Here is a 25,064-nt window from a genome sequence, read left to right on the forward strand (position 1 = left end):
AGAATGGCCTCACCTCTTTAGTAACGGATTTCCAAAATGCTTTTAATGATTTGAAGGAATATCAGGGCCAATTGGAAGATTGGATTTTCGGCTACTTCTCCTACGACCTTAAAAACGATGTGGAACAGTTGACCTCGGAAAATTACGACGGACTACATTTTCCGGACCTCTATTTTTTTCAGCCCAAGAAGATAATCCGAATTGCGGGGAATACCGTTGACTTTGTCTATTTGAATATGGTGGATGATGAAATCGAAGGGGATTTTGAAGAAATTACTGAAATAGGGCCGCTAGGGATGGACCAAGTGGGGCAGGGGTATGATCAGATCCAAGCTTCAGATGGGGCGCAGACTCTGGTCGGCAATTCAACTTCGAATGACATCCGTATAAAACTCCGTACCTCCAAGGATGACTATTTTAGCAGAATCAAAGCGCTGTTGGCCCACATCCACCGTGGAGATATTTACGAAGCCAATTTTTGTCAGGAGTTTTATGCCGAAAACACGACAATCGATGTCTTGAAGGCCTTTGATAAATTAAACGCAATCTCAAAGGCACCTTTTGCCGCTTTTCTAAAGATTCGTGATAAATTCTTGATGTCCGCTTCTCCGGAGCGCTACTTGAGAAAAAAGAGTGGGATTGCGATCTCACAGCCGATAAAAGGTACCGCGAAACGCTCCCCTGATCTTGAAACGGATGCAGCCTTAAAATTCAATTTGCAAAAGGATGCCAAAGAGCGGTCTGAAAACATCATGATCGTTGATTTGGTGCGCAACGACCTGTCCAAGAGTGCCGTTAAGGGCAGCGTTCGAGTACCGGAACTCTGCGAGGTTCATTCGTTTGCACAGGTGCATCAGTTGATTTCGACCGTCACCGCTGAAGTCCCAAAAGACAAAAACCCGGTAGAAATTATCGAGGAGACCTTTCCTATGGGCAGTATGACCGGGGCTCCCAAAATATCGGCCATGCGGATCATTGAAGCGCAGGAAGATTTTAAGCGGGGTCTCTACAGCGGGGCGGTGGGCTATTTCACTCCCGATGGCGATTTCGATTTTAATGTGGTCATCCGCAGTATTCTCTACAACGCAAGCGAAAAGTACGTATCCTTTGCCGTAGGCGGTGCCATAACCGCCAAATCCGTACCGAAAAAGGAGTATGAGGAATGCCTGTTAAAGGCCAAGGCGATGCGAGAGGTGCTGGAGGAATAGTGAAGCACAATTTCAATGGTTAATTGCAAGTTTCAAGTTTTAAGGGCGAGATTCAAGTTCGGGAGTTAGTGCTAGTTTGAGTTTTAAGTTCAAGGGTAAGTTCAGGTTTCATGTTGAAAATCCAGCCCTTGAACGCTGTACGTATTTCGTCCATTGTTAACGATTAAGTAGTAAGCGAGCAACCCGCGGAATACAAGTTAGCAATCAAGTTCTAACCGGTGGGACAATGGACTTGTCTCTTGAACATGGAACATCCGCCATCCGCCACCCGTCAACGGACTTTATTATTCGTGTCACTGGCCACCCGTCACCAGACTTCCATCATCCGCCACCCGTCACCGGACTTTATTTTTCCTGTCACTGGCGACCCGTCACCTGATTTCCGGCACCCGTCTTGTTGCCCTCTCCGAATTTCTGATCCCTTCACTACCTTTGTTATATGCTAGAAGCATTTAAAACCCATATCGAAACGAATTTTCCGGAATTGAGGAAGTCCCCTTTTTTACTTGCCTGTAGCGGCGGTATTGACAGCATGGTGCTTACCGAGCTTTGTGCGAGCTGTGGACTGGATTTTTCCCTCGCGCACTGCAATTTCCAGTTGCGGGGATCGGAGAGTGATGCCGATGAGAAATTCGTATCCGATACCGCCAAACGGTTAGATATTAAAATATTCGTAACTCATTTTTATACAATAGATTACGCTAAAGAACACAAAGTATCGGTGCAGATGGCCGCAAGGGAGCTTCGGTACGAATGGTTCGCCGGAATTATGCGAAAAAACGGTATTAAGACCTTAGTCACGGCGCACCATGCGGACGATAACCTCGAAACTTTTTTGATCAATTTATCCCGGGGCACCGGCATCGAAGGCTTGACGGGAATCCCCACAAAAACAAACAGCATCGCTCGGCCCCTAATAGCTTTTTCAAGAGAGCAGATCGAAGCCTACGCCGAAGCTGAACAGATACAATGGCGCGAAGATAGTAGTAACTCGGACCTCACGTATCTACGAAATAACATTCGGCATCAAATCCTACCCCTGTTAAAGGATTTGCATCCTAATTTCTTGAATAACTTTCGGAACACCCAGTCCTATTTATCCCAAACCGCCGCTATTGCCGACACCCACATTCGCGAGTTGAGAGCGGACGTATTCGAGAAAAAGGGACACGTAACCCGAATCCCCGTTGCGGCCCTTGTCCATTTGAAGCCATTACAAGGATATCTTTACGGATTGTTCCATACTTACGGGTTTAAAGAATGGAACGATGTCGAAAACCTGCTGACATCCATCAGCGGGAAGGAAATCCGTTCAAAGACCCATCGCCTGATCAAAGATCGAGGAGTGCTGTTATTAACGGAGATTGAACCAAGCATCCACCCGATTCCACAGCTGGGGCAAACCGGCACCGCTCAAAACGAAAAAGATTATGCCGGTCAACGCGGTACAAAATACGTCGGCTACCTCGAAAACGGGGAAATCGATCGAGACCGGAAAAATAATCTCTATCACATCCATGAAAACCAGACCTATATCGAAAGACCCATTAAAATGGATATTACAGAGGTAGATGCTATCACGGATACCGGTTCCCATATACTTTATAGCCCTAAATCTGCGTTAAAGTACCCCCTAAGCCTCAGGAAATGGGAAAAAGGAGATTACTTTTGTCCGTTTGGCATGAAAGGTTCCAAAAAACTATCCAAATTTTTCAAGGACGAAAAGATGGATCGGCTCGCCAAGGAAAGCCAATGGTTGCTCTGTTCCAATGGAGCTATCGTTTGGGTAGTCGGAAAACGGGCAGATGAACGTTTCAAAGTCCCCGAAAACACGGAAGAAATAGTAAAGTTCAAATTGAAGTTATGAAGCAGGTAGCTATTCTTATCCTATTTATTTTTAGCGGGTTGTCTCTTTTTTCACAGAACGATGAGAATCCGGTAAAGTTTTCACAGGATTTTCGAAAAATTTCGGATACGGAGTACGAGCTGATCATGAAAGCGGACATCCACGAGGGGTGGCATGTGTATTCCCAACATACTGCCGAGGGCGGCTCCTTGCCTAGTGAGTTCGACTACGAAAAGGCTGGAGAGGAGTATGAACTGATCGGCGAAACTGTCGAAAGCGAGACTATTGTAGCTTACAGTGATATTTTTGAGGTCGATGAAACCTATTTTAAGGAGAAGGCTGTCTTTGTTCAAAGAATAAAACTACTAGATCCGGACGTCAATCAAATCGACGTCGACCTGTTCTATCAGGTGTGTAAAGAGGTCTGTATTCCCGCCGACTACAAGTTTACGTTTCGTTTGGATGGTAGTGCGGCCGCTACCGTCGAGAAATCCATTGATGAGCGTAGCATGGCAATGGCCACAGCATTAAAATTAAACCTTAAGAACAAGGCCTTGCTGAACAATTCCGGGGAAGACATCGGTACCGGTTCCGGACTCTGGGTGATTTTTGGCCTTGGGTTCTTGGGCGGACTGATCGCCCTGCTTACTCCCTGCGTTTTCCCCATGATTCCCCTAACGGTCTCCTTTTTTACGAAACATTCCGAAAATAAGTCCAAAGGCATCGGCAATGCGATGCTTTACGGTTTTTTTATAGTGCTGATCTATTTTTTGCTAAGCTTGCCCTTTCACCTCTTCGATTCCGTTGATTCGCAAATATTGAATACCATCGCCACCAACATCTGGCTGAACCTTGGGTTCTTTGTCATCTTTCTGTTTTTTGCGTTCTCGTTTTTCGGCTATTACGAATTGACCTTGCCCAGTTCTTGGGCAAATCGTATGGATGCGGCCTCTACCAAAGTCGGGGGCGGTATCGGCATCTTTTTTATGGCCGTAACCTTGGCATTGGTCTCGTTCTCGTGTACGGGTCCGATTTTAGGGGGACTCTTAGGTAGTACCGTTCTGGGCGAGGGCGATGTGGCCACCAACCTTACCGCCGGCATGACCGGCTTCGGGGTAGCGCTTGCCCTGCCGTTCGGCCTGTTTGCCCTGTTTCCGACCTGGCTGAACTCCCTGCCCAAATCCGGGGGGTGGATGAACACGGTCAAGGTAGTGCTCGGCTTTTTTGAGTTGGCCCTGGCCCTAAAATTCCTGTCGAACGCCGATATGGTTGGCGGATGGGGGATTTTACCCCGAGAAGTCTTTTTAGGGATTTGGATTGTACTGTTTGTTTTATTAACACTCTACCTTTTCGGGATACTCCGGTTCCCCCTTGACGGCCCTAAAGGAAAATTACCGGCAATCAGAAAGGGCATCGGTCTTGCTAGTGGCGTGTTTTCCATCTATCTGATATTGGGACTTTTCAATTTCTCGAGCCTTAAATTGTTGAGTGGATTTCCGCCGCCGCATTTCTACAGTATTTTTGAAACGGAAAGCGACTGTCCCCTTGGTATCGATTGTTTTAAGGACTTTGATGAAGGCGTGGCATACGCTAACAAGGTGGACAAACCGATTCTTTTGGACTTTACCGGATGGGCCTGTGTCAACTGTCGTAAAATGGAGGCCAACGTTTGGAGCGAGCCCGATATTTATCCGATTATTAAGAATGATTACGTGTTGATATCGCTGTATATCGATGACCGCGAAGAACTTCCGGAGGACCAACAGTTCGATTTCAAGTTCGATTCCGGCCGTATAAAGCGCATCGAAACGATAGGGCAGAAGTGGGGCACCTTTCAAAGCGTCAACTTCAATGCCGCCTCGCAGCCGTACTATGTACTCCTTTCCCCCGAACTGGAAGTTTTGAACAATGCGGTACAATATACCGATAGGGATGAATACCGGAATTGGTTACTACAGGGGCTGCAACGGTACAACGAGACCAGTATCGTTTCAGGGGAATAACATTAAAAGGGGGCAGTAATTAAAGACTAAGACATTTTATTGAATGTCCGATCGAGCGTCAGCCCAAAAGATTCATTCTGGCGGGCAGTCGAGAACTTCTGGGCGAAAAAGCCCTTATACAATAAAAGAAAAGGGACGTTGTCCCGGTTTAATACCAAAAAGGCAACGTCCCACATGCTTCGTGTTAGCGTTCTATTTCCTTTAGCGCCGTTCCACTATTGAAGCGCCTCCGCTTCCACATCAAGTTGATACTCGTCCTTAATTTCAATGCCCTGGTTCGGGTTTTCGATGATAGGCTCCTCCCCAATAATCGAGGGTAGCTTTTTAAGGAACCTTTTATGGACTTGGTCGATGGACAGGATCTTACCGTTTTTCTGCACCCGTCGCGCCAGTCTATAGCCTTGTCGGGCAGCCCTCATACGTTGTAAGGGAGTGCCGTGATGCCCGTCGCTGTTGAACTGGCAATCACCGATATTGAAGAAAAGCTCCAGGAATTGGCGGGTCCTTCTCCAGTTTTGGGTGGCCCCTTTTTTATGGGATACGAAATAACTCGCAAAGAAATCCGCTTCCAGCTCCGTGGTACGGGTAGCTTCGGGAGCATTGTCCGCTGCCCCATCGGGATACCAACGATTGAAATTGTTGAATTGAATGTGATGGGCCCATTCATGTGCCAGAATACCGTTCCATACAACCCCCCTGCTGAGTCCCGTTTCCGCCAAAAGTTCTACAATCCCGTCCCCGACCACGATAAGGTCGTTCTGTCCGAACTGTCCGCCCAGCGCAACGGCAAATCCGTCGAAGGACAATAAGGGTGTTTCGGTCAGGAAGGTGCTCTGCTCGTTTACAAAGTTCACGAAATAGAAGGCATAAGCATTGGCATCGGAGGCCGGCAAGCCGAAAAAGGGAGAGGTCAGCACTTCAACAATTTTGTCATAATCGTCTAAGGTAGTATTGTGTTGCCCCCTGACCGTTACCTCATGTGGCATGAACCAGAACCGCTCCAATTTTCGGGTAATCCGGTTTACGCGTTGGGTGTCTTCCCCGTCCTCTCCAAAATACTGGGGCGCGTCATCGATGAGGGTAGATATGAAATTAATATCGGTGTAGGTAGCGTACCAATCCAAGCCTATTGAATCGAGATTGCTGGCCACCGAGGCCGCAATGACGTCGTCGAAAGGAGTGAGGGTACACTTACTAGGTTCTACGGCTTGGGATATGTCGAAGGGTACATCATTGAAAATTGCCTTCTCCGAAAGTTTAGGTAGCATTTTGGGATGTTTCATCTCAAAAGGAAGCGGTTTGAGGGCCATTTTCGCCGGAACCGCGTTCAAATCCTCTTCGATGTGATCGAACTCCACATCCTTACTGCAGGAAGCCAGCACAAGGGCCGCAACCAAGACCATACTCGATAAGCTTTTCACAATTTTTTTCATAAAGCGTTCTTTAAATTAAAATCTTGTTAAAACTAACTAAAAAAGTGAAGTACAAATGTTGAAATAAACGTTTTTTCTTACAAGAGTTATGGTTTTTACGAATAGAAAAGAAATATTTTATGCTCGAAATCTTACTGATTTCCCGTTGTTCGGTAAGAAAAAACGTTGAAAACCATCCCCAAAATAATCTCTATCTTTCCGCTCAAACTTGACCGAATGCGAATTTTAAGGACTATAGGGTGGACACTGCTCTCCATAATCGGTGTTTTAGCGGTAGTGGTCGGTATCTTTATCTACACTTCGACACCCGATTACGATGGCGAAAAACCGCTTTCCGGCCTTTCGGACGAAGTGGAAGTCTATTTCGATACGTATGGAATTCCGCATATTTACGGGAAGAATAAGTTGGATGCGTTTACCGCACTGGGCTACGTGCATGCCCAAGACCGCTTGTGGCAAATGGAACTCTTGCGACGAATAGGTCGTGGGGGAATTTCCGAGATATTTGGAAGGGAATTTATCGAAACGGACCAATTTTTTCTTGCCTTGGGAATCGATGACGCTTCCGTGAGAACTATTGCCGAGCTGGACAGACAAAAGGAATCCGTACAGCTTTCCCAAGCCTATCTCGATGGTATCAACCAATTTATGGAAGAGGGACCGACTCCCGTAGAATTTTACCTCACCGGGATCGAAAAAGAAAAATTCACTCTAAAGGACGTCTATAATACCATGGGGTACATGGCCTTTAGCTTTGCTATGGCGCACAAGACCGATCCGCTGCTGACTCGGATTAGGGACAGCTTAGGCCCCGAATACCTTAAGGATTTGAAGGTTGAAAGCGATACTACTTCGGTCTGGATCCAAAACTATGGGACCAAATCCATGGACTCCCTAAAAACGACCACGACCACTACCGTAATGGCGTCGCTCAAAAAATTATCGATTCCCCTGTTCGAAGGGAGCAACAGCTGGGTACTGGCCCCCGAAAAGACGAAGAGCGGCAAGGTTATTTTTGCCAATGATCCGCACATCGGGTTTTCGCAGCCCTCGGTCTGGTACGAAGCCCACGTAAGCGCCCCATCCTACGAAAAGTACGGGTACCACTTGGCGGGCGTCCCGTTTCCGCTGCTGGCCCATGATCGAAACCTGGCCTACGGCATGACCATGTTCGAGAACGATGATGTGGACTTCTATTATGAAGAAATCGATCCTTCCGACAGCACTAAATACAAAACGGATACAGGATGGAGGGATTTTGAAATCGTTTCCAAAACCATAAAAGTCAAGGATTCCTCCGACATCCATTTTTCCTTTAAAAAAACCAACAACGGACCCGTTTTAAACGGTATAGCCGACCAGATTGCGGGAGCGCGCCCTGTATCGATGTGGTGGGCCTATACCCAGCTCGATAACAAGGTGATGGACGCGCTGTACGGTATGTCCCATGCCCAAAATATTCAGGAATTTCAACAAGCCCTCCCCAATATCCATGCTCCGGGACTTAACATTATGTACGGCGATGCAGTGGGAAACGTGGCGTGGTGGGCGTCGGCACAGCTGTATCACATCCCCGATAGCATCAACACCAAAATCGTATACGATTTTCAAAAGGGACTTTCCCCAACTAGGGACTACCTTGATTTTTCCGAAAATCCCCAGGCGGTAAATCCCCCTTGGCATTACGTGTATTCCGCGAACAACCAGCCCGATTCCATTGCAGGAATGCTATATCCGGGCTACTATCTGCCCGAGAACAGGGCCAAGCGTATCGTTTCATTGTTGGGACCAAAAAACGATTGGGATGCCGAGTCGGTGCGCCGCATGATGCTGGATGTGACCTCCCCGGTAAATACCACTATCGCATCCAACCTACTAAAGGAGGTCGATCGGGGAGCCCTTACCGGCAGTTCATTAGAAGCTTTGGCCGAACTACAGGCATGGAAAGGCGATTACCCTTTGCACGGGACAGCAGCTACGCTATTCCATCGGTGGATGTATTTTTTGTTGGCCCATACCTTTCAGGACGAGTTGGGTTCCGATGCCTTCGCAGAACTATTGGATACCCATTTGATCAAACGGGTCATTGCCCCACTTTCGGAAGATGATACTTCGCTTTGGTGGGACGACACCAATACCCCAGAGGTCATCGAAACCAAGCGGGAGATTGTCAACGCATCCTTACGGGAGGCCTTGCAAGAGCTTGAAAAAGATTTGGGCAAGGACCGGGATGACTGGACCTGGGACCGCGTACATACCTTGGAGCATGCTCATCCGATAGGGCAAGTAGAAGCCCTAAAATCTTTATTCAATGTCGGTCCCTTTCCGGTCCCGGGAACCCGGGAGGTCATTAATAATATGGCTTTTCCGTACACTGGAAACGGAGTCTACCACGTCAGCTCTGGCCCCTCGACACGACGGATCATCGATTTTTCGGATATAGAAAACAGCAGGAGCATACTGCCCACCGGACAATCGGGGAATCCCTTCAGCCGGCACTACAGAGATCAAGCGGAGATGTTCGCGGAAGGCAAATTCCGAGAGATGATGATCGACGAAGAAGAAATTCGGGAGACCTCCGGGTCGGCTTTGCGATTCATACCGGAGAAATAGATGCAGAAGAGACAGGGACTGGCTGCTTTCTCAAGCTATTTTGTTTAAATACACAATTTTAATGCTGTTTTTCGGTTCTAATAGTCCTTATGCTCAAACTGTAATAAATGCTTACAAAAGTCTTTGGAAGTGCCGTTTTCGGGATAGATGCCACAACGGTTACCTGTGAAGTCAACGTGGATACCGGGGTAGGTTACCACTTGGTCGGCCTGCCCGATAGTGCGATCAAGGAGAGCAATTATCGCATCGCAGCGGCGCTCTTAAACAACGGCTATCGGATTCCGGGTAAAAAAATCACCCTCAATCTGGCGCCGGCGGACCTGCGAAAGGAAGGTTCGGCCTATGATCTGACCTTGGCCCTGGGCATTCTGACGGCATCGGGACAAATTAAGTCCCACAATCTGGAAAAGTACATTATTATGGGCGAGCTGTCCTTAGATGGCAGCCTACATCCCATAACAGGGGCGCTTCCCATAGCCATCAAGGCTCGGGAAGAGGGGTTCGAGGGCTTTATTCTTCCCAATGAAAATGCCCGGGAAGCTGCTATCGTTTCCGGTTTGAAGGTATATGGGGTCAAGAATATCAGCGAGGTCATCGCATTCTTCGATAAAGGAAAACCCTTGGAACAGACCGTCATCGATACCCGAAAGGAATTCTATAAAAAACTCGAATTTCCAGAATTCGATTTTTCCGATGTTAAGGGACAGGAAAGTACCAAGCGCTGTATGGAAATCGCGGCGGCAGGGGGCCATAATATTATTTTGATCGGTCCCCCCGGCGCAGGAAAGACCATGCTGGCGAAGCGATTGCCCTCCATCTTGCCCCCGATGACCTTGCATGAAGCGCTCGAAACCACCAAAATTCACAGCGTGGTCGGAAAGACCAAGGACATGGGACTGATGAGCCAACGGCCCTTCCGGAGTCCCCATCATACGATAAGTTCCGCTGCATTGGTAGGGGGCGGAAGTTATCCCCGGCCCGGGGAAATATCCTTGGCCCATAACGGCGTTCTTTTTTTGGATGAGCTTCCCGAATTCGAACGTCGGGTGCTCGAGGTCATGCGCCAGCCTATCGAAGACCGAGAGGTGACCATTGCCAGGACTAGGTTTACGGTGACCTACCCAAGTAGCTTTATGTTGGTCGCCAGTATGAATCCGAGTCCCAGTGGCTACTTTAACGATCCCGACGCCCCGATAACCTCCACGCCTGCAGAAATGCAGCGCTATTTGGGGAAAATATCGGGACCCTTGTTGGATCGGATCGACATCCATATCGAGGTGACGCCCGTACCTTTCGAAAAACTATCCGAAGACCGGAAAGGGGAGAGTAGTGTAGCCATCCGCAAACGGGTGACCGCTGCAAGGGAAATCCAGGCCAAGCGTTTTTATGAACATGATCAGGTGCATTACAATGCCCAAATGGGCTCCAAACAGATTCGCAGCTTTTGCAAGCTCGACGGTCCCTCCAAAGAATTGCTCAAAAACGCGATGGATAGGCTCAATCTTTCCGCCAGGGCCTATGACCGGATCCTCAAGGTAGCGCGGACTATTGCCGATCTGGAAAATACCGATACTATAAAGAGCAATCAGGTCGCAGAGGCCATCCAATATCGGAGTTTGGACCGGGACAGCTGGTTGGGATAAAAAGAAGTGGGGAGTAAAGGGAGGGAAGACAAACCCAGCAGTCCGTTACTTCTTCTAAAAAGGGATATTAGTTAACAGATAATAAGACATGCCGATAATGAAAATGATGTTGATGGCAATGTAGATGTTGATAAATAGGTCCCGTCTCTTCATGACTTCAGATTTTGGAGGTGATGTAACAAAAGTAAATTCACGGGTTGGGTCCCCACCAAAAAAAACCCCACAATTTTTTGGGTTTTACTATTTGGAATCTGGGGATTATCTTCCAAAATCACCTCATTGTGGTGCCTTAAAAACCCCGTAAGTCCAACTTCTTACGGGGTTGTACAAAAGATGATTTTTGCTATCGCTCGATATCTCTCATAATTCTGATGATCAACTGTCGTTCTTCCTCAATTTTTTGAAAAAACTTTAAAATGGTTTGCATAGAATAAGGTTTTATTCCTTTATAACGCTCCGCTTCACAGTTTCGCCATAACTATACGACAAATCGCCAATTGCTTCGATAAAGTAAAACCGGACTCGACCTACTCTATGTGACATTCGGTTTCGACCACCTTATATAGTTACCGAGCAGGCTTTTTCCGCTGCGCGATAGACCGCTTCGACCACCCTGATATCCAGTAGGCCTTCCTCGCCGGGCACCATCATATCGGTATCGTTGAGTATGGAAAGCGCATCATCGTCCATCTGCTTGGCCTGTTGGTTTTCAAGGGGAAAATCAATGATTTTGCCATCGGATCGTTCCCCTTTATTACCACTGTAGGCGGAATGTGGTGCCATTTTTATCCATCCTTTTTCGTAGTTGATGTTCAGATAGTTCATGGGGATGCCAAAGCTGCTCTGGCAGGCCGCCCGGGCCCCGCTGGGAAATTCCAGTTGATACATGGCGGTTTCCTCGACCTCATCATAAATATCGGGCCGGGTAGTATAGGTCCGGGCCGTCACCGATATAGGTTCCTCGCCGGTGGCCAAGCGTGCGCCCTGAATGGCGTAAACGCCCATATCTCCCATCACCCCGCCACCCATGGCCTTCTTTTGTTTCCAATGGTCACTGCGACCGTCAAAGTACCCGGCACTGGAGGACACCATCTTGACGGCGCCGAAGGGCTTTTCTTTGGCGGCCTTCATATAAGCCTGAATATTCGGGTCGTGCTGGCAACGGTAGCCGATGGAGAGCTTTACATTGTTGGAATTACAGGCTTTGATCATGGCCTCACATTCCGTTACCGTAGGCGCCATTGGTTTTTCGCACCATACGTGCTTGCCCGTATTCGCCGCGCGGATGGAATATTCGGCGTGCATCGAAGGTGGTAAAACGATGTAGATAACGTCGATATCGGGGTTGTCGGCAATTTTATCCATCCCCACATAATCGTATACGTTTTTATCCGGAATACCATACCGCTCCTGCCATACGGGAACCTTTTCGGGACTTCCCGTTACGATGCCCTTTAACTCACAGTACTGGGTTAGCTGCAGGGCAGGGGCCAACAGATCGGTGCTATAGTATCCCAATCCGACTAAGGCGACGCCTAGTTTTTCCTTAATGGGCCTAGTGGCCGACCACAGGGAATTGGGCAAAAAAGCGGTAGTTGCGGTGATAAGTCCTGCTCGATACAGGAATTTGCGACGTTGATTCTCCATAAGCTTCTAATTTTAAGCTCAGAAAATACGATAAGAATCCCAATAAAACAATATGTTAAAGTCACAGGAATTCCCGAAATAAGGATGAAATGGGGAGTGGTCACGGGGTGAGTTTAAAAAACAGTACATAAACGGCCCATACAAAACATGCCGCGCAAAATATATAAACCAAGTAATCTTGTGGTGATGTATTATCTTCCATAAGGGACTTTGTTATAAAGAGGTCCGGGATTACATTCAGCAACTTGCTCTAGGAATGCAGGCGATTGAGAAGAACGGACGGTTTTCTTTATGGAAGAACGGAAGAACCGGGCCTGAAAGGGATAACAATTCGGGCAATGGGAAGAATTCTCGATTTGCGACGAAAATCCCGTTAAAGCGTCGGATATATCTATAAAAGGGAAGCGGCCTATTTACAGATAAACTTTAAAATCAGCAGTTTATCGTATCTAAGGTCTGAGGATTGCTCAAAACTTATTAATAATAGCTCGGAAAATAAGGGATTTAAGACTATACGGAAATAGTTGGAAGGGGATTTATAAGGGGGAGATAGTCTCTAAAAAAAATCAAGGCCTTACATCTGGTACTCCTCGCTGCTTCGATCCTCTTGCTTCAATTTCTTCGAAGTGAAAACATCCTTTAAAATAAAGGCAACGACAATCAGGATACCCAATACCATCAGTGGGATGGCAAACCGCCAGCCTAATAAATTTAGAAGGCTGCCCGCAATTATGGCTAAGGTGCCGATAACCATAGAAAAGTTCCAAAGCAGCTGTATCCTGGTGTTTTTAGTTTTCCGGTCTTCGTCCAAAAAGTAAGCGGTACCTTCGAAAATAATCCATATCAGGAAGGTTATTGCGATAATAATCTGAAAAAACAGGGAATAGGTGAACTCCAGCGCCCTAAAAACGCCGTTGGTGGACCAAAATAGTACCAAAATCAATTTTGTATAATCGAGAAAGTGCTTTTCGGGCTTTTTCCAAAATCGAAAGGGGTATAAGAGTCCGATGGCCATAAAGGCCGACACGGTAATACTCGCAGCAAATGGCCATTGCAAGATCCGCGACAACATGCCCAACAACAACACGGAAATGGCAATTCGTAGGGGCGTGGTCAGTATCTTCTTAGTTGTAGGCATAGCGGTGATTTAACAATTCTGCTTCACTTTGATCTGGTGTCCTGCGTGCATAATTCATTGTCGCGTAGATAATTAGGTAGGCTATAGCATTTACATTTCAAATGGCCTTCAAATGAACGCGAAGCCCGTCCATGATACCAAGAATATTTATAACGGTTTCTTTGAGGTAATATTTTATGAGCACATGGGGAATCCGAATGGTGGTAAATCCATTTTTAAAGGAGTGCATGGCCTTTTCGAGATCGTTGATAGCCTGCTCGTGGGTCAACATATGGTATTCCGTATCGATTTCGATGTTGAGTTTGACCCTTGAAATGGCGATGTCGATAGATTTGTTGCCATCCCACCATTCCAGCATGGCATTGACCCCGGCCTCTTTCAGTCCATAATAAAGTTGAATGGCCTCTCGGGGAGTACCATGGGTGTCGATCAGCTTGGTGATTCGCTTTTGATGTCCGGCACACAATTCGACACCAAGGGTATCCATCGAAATTTTATGGTCGGTGTAGCCAAGTTCCTTCTTACATTCTAAACACGTCATTGATATAGGCGATTTGGTTTGATTTGGGGTAATCTTGTCCTGCGGACTTCCCTTTAATAACCCTGTTTTTTTTCGAATAGTATGCCCTTTCGACGTACGACAACCCAATTTTGGACGAACTACAAATTTTTAGATAAACGGCATCAAAAAATGTTAAAACTGTGGTGTAGGAAGGGCGTTAAAAGGATGGAAGGATGGAAAGATGGAAGGATGGAAAGATGGAAGGATGGAAAGATGGAAAGAGCATGGGAAGGAGAAGGATGAAAGTATAAAGGGATTGAAGGCTTGAAGGATGAAAGGATGATAAGATGGAAAAAGCATGGGAAGGAGAAAAGAAAGTCGAAGGGAGGAACGGATGGAGTAGAGGGGGGAACGGGCGGCCCGGACGGAAGAGAAAATGGCCACGGGTCGTCGATTGCCGTGAACTGATCCTTTCACACCACAGGTGGCCTTGAAAAATGACCTAAAAGACTGATGTAATGCCCTTTTTAGCTATCTTCTGCCCGTAATAAGCACCTTCGGGGCATAGAATGCTCCGATGCAGTGAGGCTATCGGAACAATGCGCCGGCCCGGTTCGGTACGCTCCGCCCGATTCGATGCACTTGCCAATCCATTACGGGCGAGGGCCCTGCGAACTGGGAAGCAGCGAATTCTAACGATTTAAAAGACCATGTTCAAAAAGATAGGTCCAGGGGTTTTGGTCGCAGCGGCCTTCATCGGTCCCGGTACGGTGACGGCGTGCACCTTGGCAGGGGCGGAATTCGGCTATGCCCTGCTATGGGCCATGGGACTTTCGATAATAGCTACTATTATCTTACAGGAAATGGCAGCGCGGTTGGGGGTGGTCACCCAAAGCGGATTGGCCGATGTCATCAAGTCCGAGGTAGTGTCACCGTACGTACGTAACCTGATCATCGGAATCGTTCTCGGGGCTATCGTCATTGGTAACGCGGCTTACGAAGGGGGCAATATCGGCGGGGGCACCCTCGGTCTCGAAGCTCTTTTTGGTCCGGCTTATCTGATGTACTACCCATATGTTATCGGGATATTCGCCTTTTTGCTGCTTTACATCGGAAATTATCGCAGCTTGGAGCGGATTTTTATTGGATTGGTGCTGGTCATGAGCCTGTCCTTTCTTCTAACGGCCGTAATCGTCAAGCCCGATGTCGAAAAGATTTTAAAAGGACTGTTTTTACCGAGTATTCCAGAGGATGGAATTTTAATGGTAATCGCCTTGGTAGGTACTACGGTGGTACCGTACAATCTGTTTTTACACGCCGCCCTGGTCAGTGAAAAATGGAAATCGGAAACCTATCTGTCCACCGCAAGAAGGGATACCGTAGTCTCCATTGTTTTAGGAGGAACGGTATCTATGGCCATTATGGTAGCCGCAGCCGCGATTCCCGATAAGGATATTTCGAACGTTATGGATTTGGCAAAGGGGCTGGAACCTTTATATGGGAACGCTGCCCGATATTTTATGGGGGTAGGACTGTTTGCCGCCGGAATCACCTCTGCCATTACCGCCCCGCTGGCCGCCGCATACGTGGCCCAAAGCTGTTTTGGATGGCAAGGGGGAATGAAGGATAAAAAATTCCGTTCGGTATGGATGATCATCCTGATTCTAGGCGTTTTCTTTATGTCCCTCGGAATTAAGCCGATACGGATTATCAAGTTCGCGCAGATAGCCAATGGAATAGTACTGCCTGTAATCGCCATCTTCCTGCTTTGGGCCGTCAATCGGCCTTCGGTCATGAGAAGACATCAAAACACCCGGATACAGAACGTTTTTGGGGTCTTGATCGTCATTTTGGCACTGCTGCTGGGGGCGAAGAGCATCCTTAGGGTATTTGGGGTCTTTTAGGCGTTGGTCGCTGGTCGATAGTCGTTAGAAGTTGGTTTCCCAATTTTTCATATTTTTATAAAAACGCGAAAACCCCGAAAACCCCGAAAACCGCGAAAACCCGAAAACCCGAAAACCCATAAACCCAAATATCTTAATAGACATTAATTGCGACGTAGGCGAGGGTGTAGGGAACGAGGCGCAACTCTTTCCCCTGATATCCTCGTGCAATATTGCTTGTGGAGGGCATGCGGGGGATGCATCCTCTATGTTAAGGGTGATCCGTTTGGCGAAACGGTTCAAGGTGAAGGTCGGGGCGCACCCATCCTATCCCGACAAAGAAAATTTCGGACGACGGTCGATGGACCTGCCATCCGAAGTGCTTGTCCGAAGTATCCAAAATCAGATTGCCGAACTCGTTTCCATCCTTAAAGAAACGAACGTCCGCCTACATCATATCAAGGCCCATGGTGCCCTGTACAATGAAATTGCCAAAAACGCCGAGTTGGCCGATCTTTTTTTGAACGCCATCGCCGAATACCGACAAGACGTCCTTATCTATGTGCCGTATGCCTCAGAAATCACAAAAACAGCGAAGAAACGGAACTTCGAGATAGCTTATGAAGCCTTTGGGGACAGGAACTACAATAAGGACTTCGGTTTGGTTCCCCGTAGCCATCCCCAAGCCTTGATACACTCTCCCGAAGCAGTCCTTGAACATGTTGTCACTATTGTCAAACAGCAACGGATTCGAACCATAACCGGGGAATCGATCAAAATTTTGGCCGATACCTTCTGTATTCACAGCGATACCCCTTCGGCATTTGAAATAGTATCGTATCTTTCGCAGGAGTTACGGAACCATAACATAGGGATCAAAAAGTGAGCAGCTACGATATTTCCATCCGGCCTTTCGGAATCCATTCCATTCTAGTGGAGTGGCCCGATCGTGTCGATGAAGCCATTCTAGAAGATATCCTCGAGTTCATCGAACATCTTGAACAACACTGTTTGAATGAGGAAAAATGGGAAATCGTGCCCGCTTACAATTCCCTGACCCTTATCGACTGGGAAAAACCGATTGCTTTCGATGAGCTTAAATCGAAACTTTTAGATTGGTACGCGGCCGATAAAGAAGGGACTGGGCGGGAAAAGCTGCTCTGGCGTTTACCGGTTTGCTACGACCTCGAATTTGGTTTTGATCTGAAGGAGGTCTCCCAACGATCGGGGCGCTCTGTAGAAGAGGTAGTCAAACTGCATACCGAGAGCAGATACACCGTTTACGGAATCGGATTTTTGCCGGGTTTTATGTATCTGGGCGGGATTCCTGAAACATTGGAAATCCCGAGAAAACCCAAGCCCCGACCCAAAGTGCCAAAAGGGTCCGTCGGGCTGGCGGGGAAACAGACCGGGATCTATCCCCAGGATTCCCCCGGGGGATGGAATATTATCGGAAACTGTTCGGTACCGATGTTCGATCCAAAGAAAGAAGAACCCTGCTTTGTAAATGTGGGGGACAAGGTGCAGTTTTATCCTATCGAAAGGGCGGAGTACGACCTACACAAGATCGAAGGGGAAGTAGGGATATACAAAGTGGAAAAAATTATATTGAATGCTTAAGGTACTGAAGTCGGGCTTGTTCACCACCGTGCAAGATGCGGGTAGGTTCGGTTACCTGAACAAGGGCGTGCCCCTAGCGGGCTACATGGATTCGGTTTCTGCCGAAAAAGTCAACTTGCTCCTGGAAAACGACGCCGGTTCCGCGGTCATTGAAATTACCATGACGGGACCAACCTTGGAGTTCGGAAAATCAAGCTACATCTGTATGGGCGGCGCCGATATATCCGCTACCTTGAACAACGAACCCGTAAATCCCTATCAGGTGATCAAGGTTGAAAAGGGCGATATTCTTTCCTACGGGAAGTTGAAGAACGGGTTTCGTAGTTATTTGGCGATTAGGGGAGGATTTCGATCTCCCCTTGTATTGGGAAGTCGTTCCTTTTTTACATCCATCACCGCCGAAGATCATCTGGCCGATGGCGCCGTGATCCCTTATGAGGGCAATGGGGAGTTCAATCCAAAAATAATGGAGATCAAAGTGGATTCCTTTTTACAGGAGAAGGCCTTGGAGGTAACCCAGGGCCCCGAATACGATATGTTGACCGACAGGCAGTTGGAAGTGCTTTTTTACAGAGACTTCCATATTTCTAATGAAAATAACAGGATGGCCTATCAATTGGTAGAGCCTTTACCAGGACATGAGGTGTCCATGCTTACTTCGGCGACCTTGCCCGGTACGGTGCAATTTACCCCGGCGGGAAAATTGATGGTGCTCATGAAAGACGGACAGACTACGGGCGGCTATCCACGAATCCTGCAATTGTCCGACAAGTCGATTTCCATCTTGGCCCAAAAAAAGTTCAAGGATGTAGTTTCCTTTACCTTGTGCTAAGATCCACCGCCTCAACCTTTTGATTCGTTGTCGAAAGTGCCGACTATATCCGTGGAGCCGTATTTTCTCGACCAGACTTTCTTCCCTATGATTTCAGATTGATTTGAATATGATAAAAATATTAGTCTAAACAATTGTATTTCAGTATATTACAACAATTAATCGATAATTGACATTAGATAGTCCGGAACCTGTTAAAATACAAGGATTTCTAAAACCCATACCTTTGGAAGTGGACATTATAAAGCCTCGGCAAAAACAATATTTTGAATGGAATTGAACAAGTACAGTAAAAACGTTACCCAAGACCCGACCCAACCGGCCGCCCAGGCGATGCTACACGCCATCGGACTGACCGATGACGATTTAAAGAAACCCTTGATCGGTATCGGTAGCACGGGCTACGAAGGCAATCCCTGTAATATGCACCTTAACGATCTCGCGCAGGAGGTTAAAAAAGGTATTAACGAAAGCGGATCGGTCGGCCTCGTGTTCAATACCATCGGGGTCAGTGACGGCATTTCGATGGGCACCTATGGCATGCGCTATTCATTGCCCTCGCGCGACCTGATCGCCGATTCCATGGAAACGGTAGTACAGGCGATGAATTACGACGGACTGGCAACGGTGGTGGGCTGCGATAAGAATATGCCCGGGGCGCTGATGGCCATGATCCGGTTGAACCGGCCTTCGGTGCTTGTCTATGGCGGAACGATCGCTTCCGGCTGTTTTAAGGATAAAAAGCTGGATATCGTTTCCGCTTTCGAGGCCTGGGGCGAAAAGGTCGCCGGCACCATGAGCGAATCCGATTACAAAGGCGTGATACACAACGCTTGTCCCGGTGCTGGGGCCTGTGGGGGAATGTACACGGCGAATACCATGGCCTCGGCCATCGAGGCTTTGGGAATGGCCATGCCGTACAATTCTTCCAATCCCGCCATCGGAAAGGAAAAGCAACAAGACGCTATCAATTCCGGCCGCGTTTTGCGGCATTTGCTTGAAAACGATATTAAGCCCAGCGATATCATTACCCGAAAATCCCTTGAAAACGCCATAAGGCTGTTGACGCTTCTAGGTGGTTCCACCAACGCGGTACTCCACTTTATGGCCATCGCCAAGGCGGCGGAAGTGGAATTTACTTTGGACGATTTTCAGAAAATAAGTGATACCACTCCCTTTTTGGCGGACTTGAAGCCCAGTGGGAAATACCTGATGGAAGACCTTCACCGGGTGGGTGGCACCCCGGCTGTCATGAAATTTATGCTTGACAACGGGATGTTGCATGGAGATTGCCTCACCATTACCGGTAAGACCGTGACCGAAAATCTTGCCGGATTGCCCGGACTGGAGGAAGGCCAGGATGTAATCAAGCCGATCAATGCCCCCATCAAAAAGACGGGACACCTGCGTATTCTCTACGGCAACTTGGCGGAAGAGGGTTCCGTAGCCAAAATAACCGGGAAAGAAGGACTCTATTTTTCGGGCCCGGCCAAAGTGTACGATGACGAATTTAAGGCCAATGCCGGTATCGGCAGGGGCGAGGTGAAAAAAGGAAACGTAGTGGTCATACGCTACGAGGGACCTCAAGGCGGGCCGGGAATGCCTGAGATGCTCAAGCCTACCGCCGCTATTATGGGTGCGGGACTGGGCAAGGAAGTCGCCTTGATCACGGATGGTCGTTTTTCAGGGGGAACCCATGGTTTTGTAGTGGGCCACGTCTGTCCGGAGGCCCAAGCCGGAGGTGCGATAGCACTCATTGAGGATGGGGACATCATCACCATCGATGCGGAGAAGAACAGTATTAGCGTAAATTTGTCCGACCAAGAGTTGGCCGAACGTCGAAAAAATTGGAAACAGCCCGCATTAAAAGTGAAGCGGGGCAGCCTTTATAAATATGCAAAGACCGTTTCGTCGGCCTCACAAGGCTGTGTTACCGATGAAATATAAGGCGATCAACTTATAGATCCCACAAACTTATACACTCAGTAAGCTTGAACTTAAGCAGATGGAAACACTAAAAATAAAGACAGAAAACCCCAAGACAAAGAAGGCCAAACTGAAAATCAGCGGGGCAGAGGCCATTATCCACTGTTTGTTGGCAGAAGGGGTCGATTTGCTTTACGGTTATCCGGGGGGGGCGATTATGCCCGTTTATGACGAACTTTATAAGTTCCAGGACCGACTGACCCACATTCTCTCCCGTCACGAACAAGGAGCCACCCATGCAGCCCAGGGCTATGCTAGGGTGACGGGTAAAGTCGGTGTCGCCATGGCTACATCGGGTCCCGGAGCTACGAATCTCGTGACCGGACTGGCCGATGCCCAAATCGATTCCACCCCCTTGGTCTGCATCACGGGGCAGGTGCCGCGGCACCTTTTGGGTTCCGATGCCTTTCAGGAGACCGATATCATCGGTATTTCTACGCCGGTTACGAAATGGAACGCACAAATCACCAAGGCTTCCGAGATTCCCGAGGTTATGGCCAAAGCTTTTTATATCGCTAGATCAGGCCGTCCCGGTCCTGTTTTAGTCGATATTACGAAGAACGCCCAATTCGACGAGTTTGAGTTCAGCTACGAGAAATGCACGGCAGTGCGCAGTTACGAACCCTATCCCAAACCCGAAGAAAATGCCATAGCATCCGCTGCCGAACTCATTAACGCGGCCAAAAGACCATTTATCATTTGGGGGCAGGGCGTCATCTTGGGCCAGGCCGAGGAAGAGCTGAAAGCCTTGGTCGAAAAAGCGGGCATTCCCGCGGCCTGGACAATCATGGGAGCATCCGCATTGGATAGCGACCACCCTTTGAACGTCGGCATGGTAGGCATGCACGGCAACTACGGTCCCAACTTGCTGACCAACGAATGTGATCTGTTGATTGCCATCGGAATGCGGTTCGACGACCGCGTTACCGGAAATTTGGACACCTACGCCAAACAGGCCAAAGTCATCCATTTTGAGATCGATCCCGCTGAAATCAACAAGAACGTACATGCCGATGTGGCGGTACTGGGAGATTCCAAGAACAGTTTGCAACAATTGCTGCCCCTTATAAAAAATAACAACCACGATGGTTGGCTTTCGGAATTCAAGGAAAAATATAGAATAGAGTTCGATACGTTGATTTCAAAGGACCTGAATCCCACTAAAGAGGGACTGACCATGGGCGAGGTCATCAAAGAGATCAACCAAGCCTCGAAAAATGAGGCCGTCATCGTTTCCGACGTGGGGCAGCACCAAATGATTGCCTGCCGCTATGCCAAGTTCAAGCACACGAAAAGCAATATAACCTCCGGCGGATTGGGGACCATGGGCTTTGCCCTTCCCGCTGCCATTGGGGCCAAAATGGGCGCGATGGATCGAGAGGTAGTGGCCATTATTGGTGATGGGGGCTACCAGATGACGATTCAAGAACTGGGAATCATCTTCCAGCATCAGGTGCCGGTAAAGATAGTTGTGCTGAACAACGACCACTTGGGCATGGTACGCCAATGGCAAGAACTGTTCTTTGAAAGACGCTATGCCTCCACGGTGATGGTGAATCCCGATTTTGTCAAGATAGCGGAAGGATATCATATCGAGTCCAACAGGGTCAGCGAGCGGAAAGATCTAAAAGCGGCAGTCGAGGAGATGATCGCCTCCGATAAGCCGTATTTTTTGGAGGTTCGGGTCGAAAAAGAGGATAATGTATTTCCGATGATTCCTTCTGGGGCCTCGGTTTCTGATATCCGGTTAAAATAATCCCTTGTCATCCCGAGCGCAGTCGATGGTTTGGGAGAACGCAAGGTTTTCGAATCGGTTACGCGGAGCACGACATTGGATTTTGGAAAAGTAACTAGTTGATATGAAGGATAGCGACATTCAAACCATCCCGAAAATCCTCCCAAAAATCCAACGTAAATCCGAGGAAATCGGCTTTAACATGCCTTCGGATGTCCACATTGGTACCCTGCTCAAAACCTTGATCGCCTCCAAGCCCGGAGGCCGATTTTTGGAGCTGGGCACCGGTATAGGACTAAGCCTTTCGTGGATGGTCGATGGAATGGATGGGGAATCCCGTTTGATTACGGTGGACAATGATAAGGAACTGATTGGTATTGCCAAAGCCCATTTTGGCGATGATAGCCGACTTGAAATTCGCTGTCAAGACGGTTCACAATGGATAAAGGAATACGATGGCGATGCCTTCGACCTGATTTTCGCCGATGCTTGGCCGGGCAAATACAGTGAAATCGATGATATACTCGGCCTGGTGAAAAGAGGTGGATTTTATGTAATCGATGATATGTGCGTCCAGCCCAATTGGCCCGAAGGCCATGATAAAAAGGCAGGCGACTTGATTGCCTGTTTAGAGCAACGGAACGATTTTATTTTAACCAAATTGGATTGGTCCACGGGCTTGGTCATTGCGGTCAGAAGGTTTTAAGGGAAAAAGATGATATGCACACGCGCCCGGCCTTTTTTTTAAAAGTTCCGGTGCTAAATAAAACTAATAATCAGTAATCAATAACGACAATGGACAAAGCTTGGTTCACCATATCGGTCTATTCGGAAAACAATGTGGGATTGCTCAATAGAATATCCGGAATATTCTTAAAGCGACACATAAACATAGAGAGCTTAAACGTCTCTAGGTCGGAAATAGACGGGGTTTCTAAATTTACAATAGTCACTTTTACTACGGAAGATTGGAGCCGTAAGATCGTGCGTCAGATCGAGAAACAGATCGAGGTGATAAAGGCGTTTTATCACACGGATGAGGAGACTATATTTCAGGAATGCGCGCTTTTCAAAATCGCTTCGGACCTTCTTTTCGATGAACGCCAGATCCAGAACATCATCAAGGAGAACCACTCCGAAATCGTAACCGTGGCACGGGATTTTTTCGTTATCTCAAAAACGGGCCGACGTAGGGAGGTCGATGCCATGTACGATCAGCTTAAACCCTTTGGGATTATGCAGTTCGTCCGCTCCGGTCGTATTTCGGTCACCAAAGACGTTATGGCAATTACTGCCCTGCTCAATGGGTTTCACGAAGAGGTGTAATCCGTTTCAACGTCTTCTCATAAAGGCGCATCACCAAATTGCCCAAATAAAAGTCAGATGTACTGCGCTGCCGCGAAGTCATGATGAAAGGCATCAAATAGCAATTAATAATTAACAATCAATAATCAATACTATTTTCAAATGGCAAATTATTTTAATACACTATCGTTACGAGATCAACTGACGCAGCTAGGAAAATGCCGGTTTATGGAGGCCGCTGAATTCTCCGATGGGGTTTCCGCTTTAAAAGGAAAGAAAATCGTAATCGTAGGCTGCGGGGCACAGGGCCTGAACCAAGGTCTGAATATGAGGGATTCGGGACTGGACATATCCTATGCATTGCGCGAAGGGGCCATTAAAGAAAAAAGACAGTCCTATCAAAACGCAACAGAAAACGGATTTACCGTCGGTACCTATGAGAAGTTGATTCCCAATGCCGACCTGGTCATCAACCTGACCCCCGACAAACAACACTCTAACGTAGTGGGTACGGTCATGCCCCTAATGAAGAAGGGAGCCACCCTATCATATTCCCATGGGTTTAATATCGTGGAAGAGGGCATGCAGATACGGGAAGACCTGACCGTGATCATGGTAGCACCGAAATGTCCCGGCTCCGAAGTACGGGAAGAATATAAGCGAGGTTTTGGAGTGCCGACCCTTATTGCGGTGCATCCCGACAACGACCCCGAAGGAAAAGGTCTTGAACAGGCAAAAGCTTATGCCGTTGCCACCGGGGGACATAGGGCAGGCGTTTTGGAATCGTCTTTTGTCGCTGAAGTGAAGTCCGATTTAATGGGGGAACAGACCATCCTATGTGGATTACTGCAGACCGGAAGCATCCTTTGTTTCGACAAGATGGTCGAGAAAGGTATCGAGCCGGGATACGCCTCCAAGCTCATCCAATACGGCTGGGAAACCATTACCGAGGGAATGAAATACGGGGGAATCACCAATATGATGGACCGATTGTCCAATCCCGCAAAAATCAAGGCCTTTGAGCTATCCGAAGAGATGAAAGACATTATGCGTCCCCTCTTCCATAAACATATGGACGATATTATGACCGGCCATTTTTCGAAGACCATGATGGAAGATTGGGCCAACGACGATAAAAACCTGTTGAAATGGCGTGCCGAGACCGGTGAGACCGCTTTCGAAAAGACCGCCGCAAGCGATGACGAGATATCGGAACAGGAGTTCTACGATAACGGGGTGCTGATGGTCGCCATGGTCAGGGCAGGGGTAGAACTGGCCTACGAATCCATGATCGAATCCGGTATTATTGGGGAATCGGCCTATTACGAGTCCCTTCACGAAACCCCGTTGATCGCGAATACCATCGCCAGGAAGAAACTGTTCGAGATGAACCGGGTGATTTCCGATACGGCGGAGTACGGCTGCTATTTATTTGACCACGCCTGTAAGCCTTTGCTGGCCGACTTTATGGAAAAAATCGATTCCGATGTCATCGGCAAGCACTATGGCGAGGGAAAAAGCAATCAAGTGGACAATGCCAAACTGATCGCGGTCAACGATACGCTCCGAGAGCATCCGGTGGAAAAAGTGGGCGCAAGGCTGAGGGCGTCAATGACAGCGATGAAGCCAATAGTCTAACGCAATTGCGAGGAGATGAAAGAAAACTGGAC

18 protein-coding genes are annotated in these 25,064 nt (G+C 47.9%); 14 read left to right on the top strand and 4 right to left on the bottom strand.

What is annotated here, in order from left to right:
• From RQM65_RS17545 to RQM65_RS17555, 3 genes are all read left to right on the top strand, one after another.
• A partial coding sequence (locus RQM65_RS17545; protein WP_314016863.1) for an anthranilate synthase component I family protein occupies positions 1–1,208 on the top strand: 1,208 nt, incomplete at its 5' end.
• A gap of 439 nt (positions 1,209–1,647) precedes the next feature.
• Entirely contained in the window at positions 1,648–3,075 is a 1,428-nt protein-coding gene (gene tilS, locus RQM65_RS17550) for a tRNA lysidine(34) synthetase TilS (protein WP_314016865.1), read from the top strand.
• The gene (locus RQM65_RS17555) at positions 3,072–5,057 is read left to right on the top strand and encodes a protein-disulfide reductase DsbD family protein (RefSeq protein WP_314016866.1); all 1,986 of its coding nucleotides are present in this window, start codon (positions 3,072–3,074) and stop codon (positions 5,055–5,057) included. Before tilS ends, RQM65_RS17555 begins: the two co-directional genes overlap by 4 nt.
• A 215-nt stretch (positions 5,058–5,272) precedes the next feature.
• On the opposite strand, the gene RQM65_RS17560 is transcribed toward RQM65_RS17555, so the two are convergent.
• Positions 5,273–6,490: a neutral zinc metallopeptidase gene (locus tag RQM65_RS17560; RefSeq protein WP_314016867.1), complete on the bottom strand. Its 1,218-nt coding sequence runs from the start codon at positions 6,488–6,490 to the stop codon at positions 5,273–5,275.
• A 216-nt stretch (positions 6,491–6,706) separates the two neighbouring features.
• On the opposite strand from RQM65_RS17560, the gene RQM65_RS17565 reads away from it, so the two are divergent.
• Positions 6,707–9,103, top strand: a complete 2,397-nt coding sequence (locus tag RQM65_RS17565; protein ID WP_314016868.1) for a penicillin acylase family protein — start codon at positions 6,707–6,709, stop codon at positions 9,101–9,103.
• A gap of 107 nt (positions 9,104–9,210) precedes the next feature.
• Complete coding sequence (locus RQM65_RS17570) at positions 9,211–10,746, top strand: YifB family Mg chelatase-like AAA ATPase (RefSeq protein ID WP_314016870.1); 1,536 nt, start codon at positions 9,211–9,213, stop codon at positions 10,744–10,746.
• A gap of 558 nt (positions 10,747–11,304) precedes the next feature.
• On the opposite strand, the gene RQM65_RS17575 is transcribed toward RQM65_RS17570, so the two are convergent.
• The 3 genes from RQM65_RS17575 to RQM65_RS17585 all read right to left on the bottom strand — a co-directional run bounded on the left by RQM65_RS17575 (position 11,305) and on the right by RQM65_RS17585 (position 14,072).
• Positions 11,305–12,393 carry a Gfo/Idh/MocA family protein gene (locus tag RQM65_RS17575; RefSeq protein WP_314016872.1) on the bottom strand — a complete coding sequence of 363 codons (1,089 nt, stop codon included), beginning with the start codon at positions 12,391–12,393 and terminating at the stop codon, positions 11,305–11,307.
• A 574-nt stretch (positions 12,394–12,967) separates the two neighbouring features.
• Complete coding sequence (locus RQM65_RS17580; RefSeq protein WP_314016873.1) at positions 12,968–13,531, bottom strand: hypothetical protein; 564 nt, start codon at positions 13,529–13,531, stop codon at positions 12,968–12,970.
• A 97-nt stretch (positions 13,532–13,628) separates the two neighbouring features.
• A complete protein-coding gene (locus RQM65_RS17585) occupies positions 13,629–14,072 on the bottom strand; it encodes a hypothetical protein (protein ID WP_314016874.1) in 444 nt (147 codons plus the stop codon).
• 671 nt (positions 14,073–14,743) lie between these two features.
• On the opposite strand from RQM65_RS17585, the gene RQM65_RS17590 reads away from it, so the two are divergent.
• From RQM65_RS17590 to ilvC, 9 genes are all read left to right on the top strand, one after another.
• Entirely contained in the window at positions 14,744–15,937 is a 1,194-nt protein-coding gene (locus RQM65_RS17590; protein ID WP_314016875.1) for an Nramp family divalent metal transporter, read from the top strand.
• 142 nt (positions 15,938–16,079) lie between these two features.
• Entirely contained in the window at positions 16,080–16,802 is a 723-nt protein-coding gene (gene pxpA / locus RQM65_RS17595) for a 5-oxoprolinase subunit PxpA (protein WP_314017253.1), read from the top strand.
• Positions 16,799–17,536, top strand: a complete 738-nt coding sequence (gene pxpB, locus RQM65_RS17600; RefSeq protein ID WP_314016877.1) for a 5-oxoprolinase subunit PxpB — start codon at positions 16,799–16,801, stop codon at positions 17,534–17,536. Before pxpA ends, pxpB begins: the two co-directional genes overlap by 4 nt.
• On the top strand, positions 17,529–18,368 hold the full coding sequence (locus tag RQM65_RS17605; RefSeq protein ID WP_314016879.1) for a 5-oxoprolinase subunit C family protein: 840 nt from the start codon (positions 17,529–17,531) through the stop codon (positions 18,366–18,368). The genes pxpB and RQM65_RS17605 overlap by 8 nt, the downstream gene beginning before the upstream one ends.
• A 270-nt stretch (positions 18,369–18,638) precedes the next feature.
• Positions 18,639–20,315, top strand: a complete 1,677-nt coding sequence (gene ilvD, locus RQM65_RS17610; protein ID WP_314016880.1) for a dihydroxy-acid dehydratase — start codon at positions 18,639–18,641, stop codon at positions 20,313–20,315.
• 58 nt (positions 20,316–20,373) lie between these two features.
• On the top strand, positions 20,374–22,110 hold the full coding sequence (gene ilvB / locus RQM65_RS17615; protein WP_314016882.1) for a biosynthetic-type acetolactate synthase large subunit: 1,737 nt from the start codon (positions 20,374–20,376) through the stop codon (positions 22,108–22,110).
• A 103-nt stretch (positions 22,111–22,213) separates the two neighbouring features.
• Complete coding sequence (locus tag RQM65_RS17620) at positions 22,214–22,795, top strand: O-methyltransferase (protein WP_314016884.1); 582 nt, start codon at positions 22,214–22,216, stop codon at positions 22,793–22,795.
• 89 nt (positions 22,796–22,884) lie between these two features.
• Entirely contained in the window at positions 22,885–23,415 is a 531-nt protein-coding gene (ilvN, locus tag RQM65_RS17625) for an acetolactate synthase small subunit (protein ID WP_314016886.1), read from the top strand.
• Positions 23,416–23,556: 141 nt separating this feature from the next.
• Entirely contained in the window at positions 23,557–25,032 is a 1,476-nt protein-coding gene (gene ilvC / locus RQM65_RS17630; protein WP_314016888.1) for a ketol-acid reductoisomerase, read from the top strand.
• Positions 25,033–25,064 lie beyond the last annotated feature (32 nt).

The sequence above is a fragment of the Pricia mediterranea genome (assembly GCF_032248455.1).
Taxonomy (GTDB): domain Bacteria; phylum Bacteroidota; class Bacteroidia; order Flavobacteriales; family Flavobacteriaceae; genus Pricia; species Pricia mediterranea.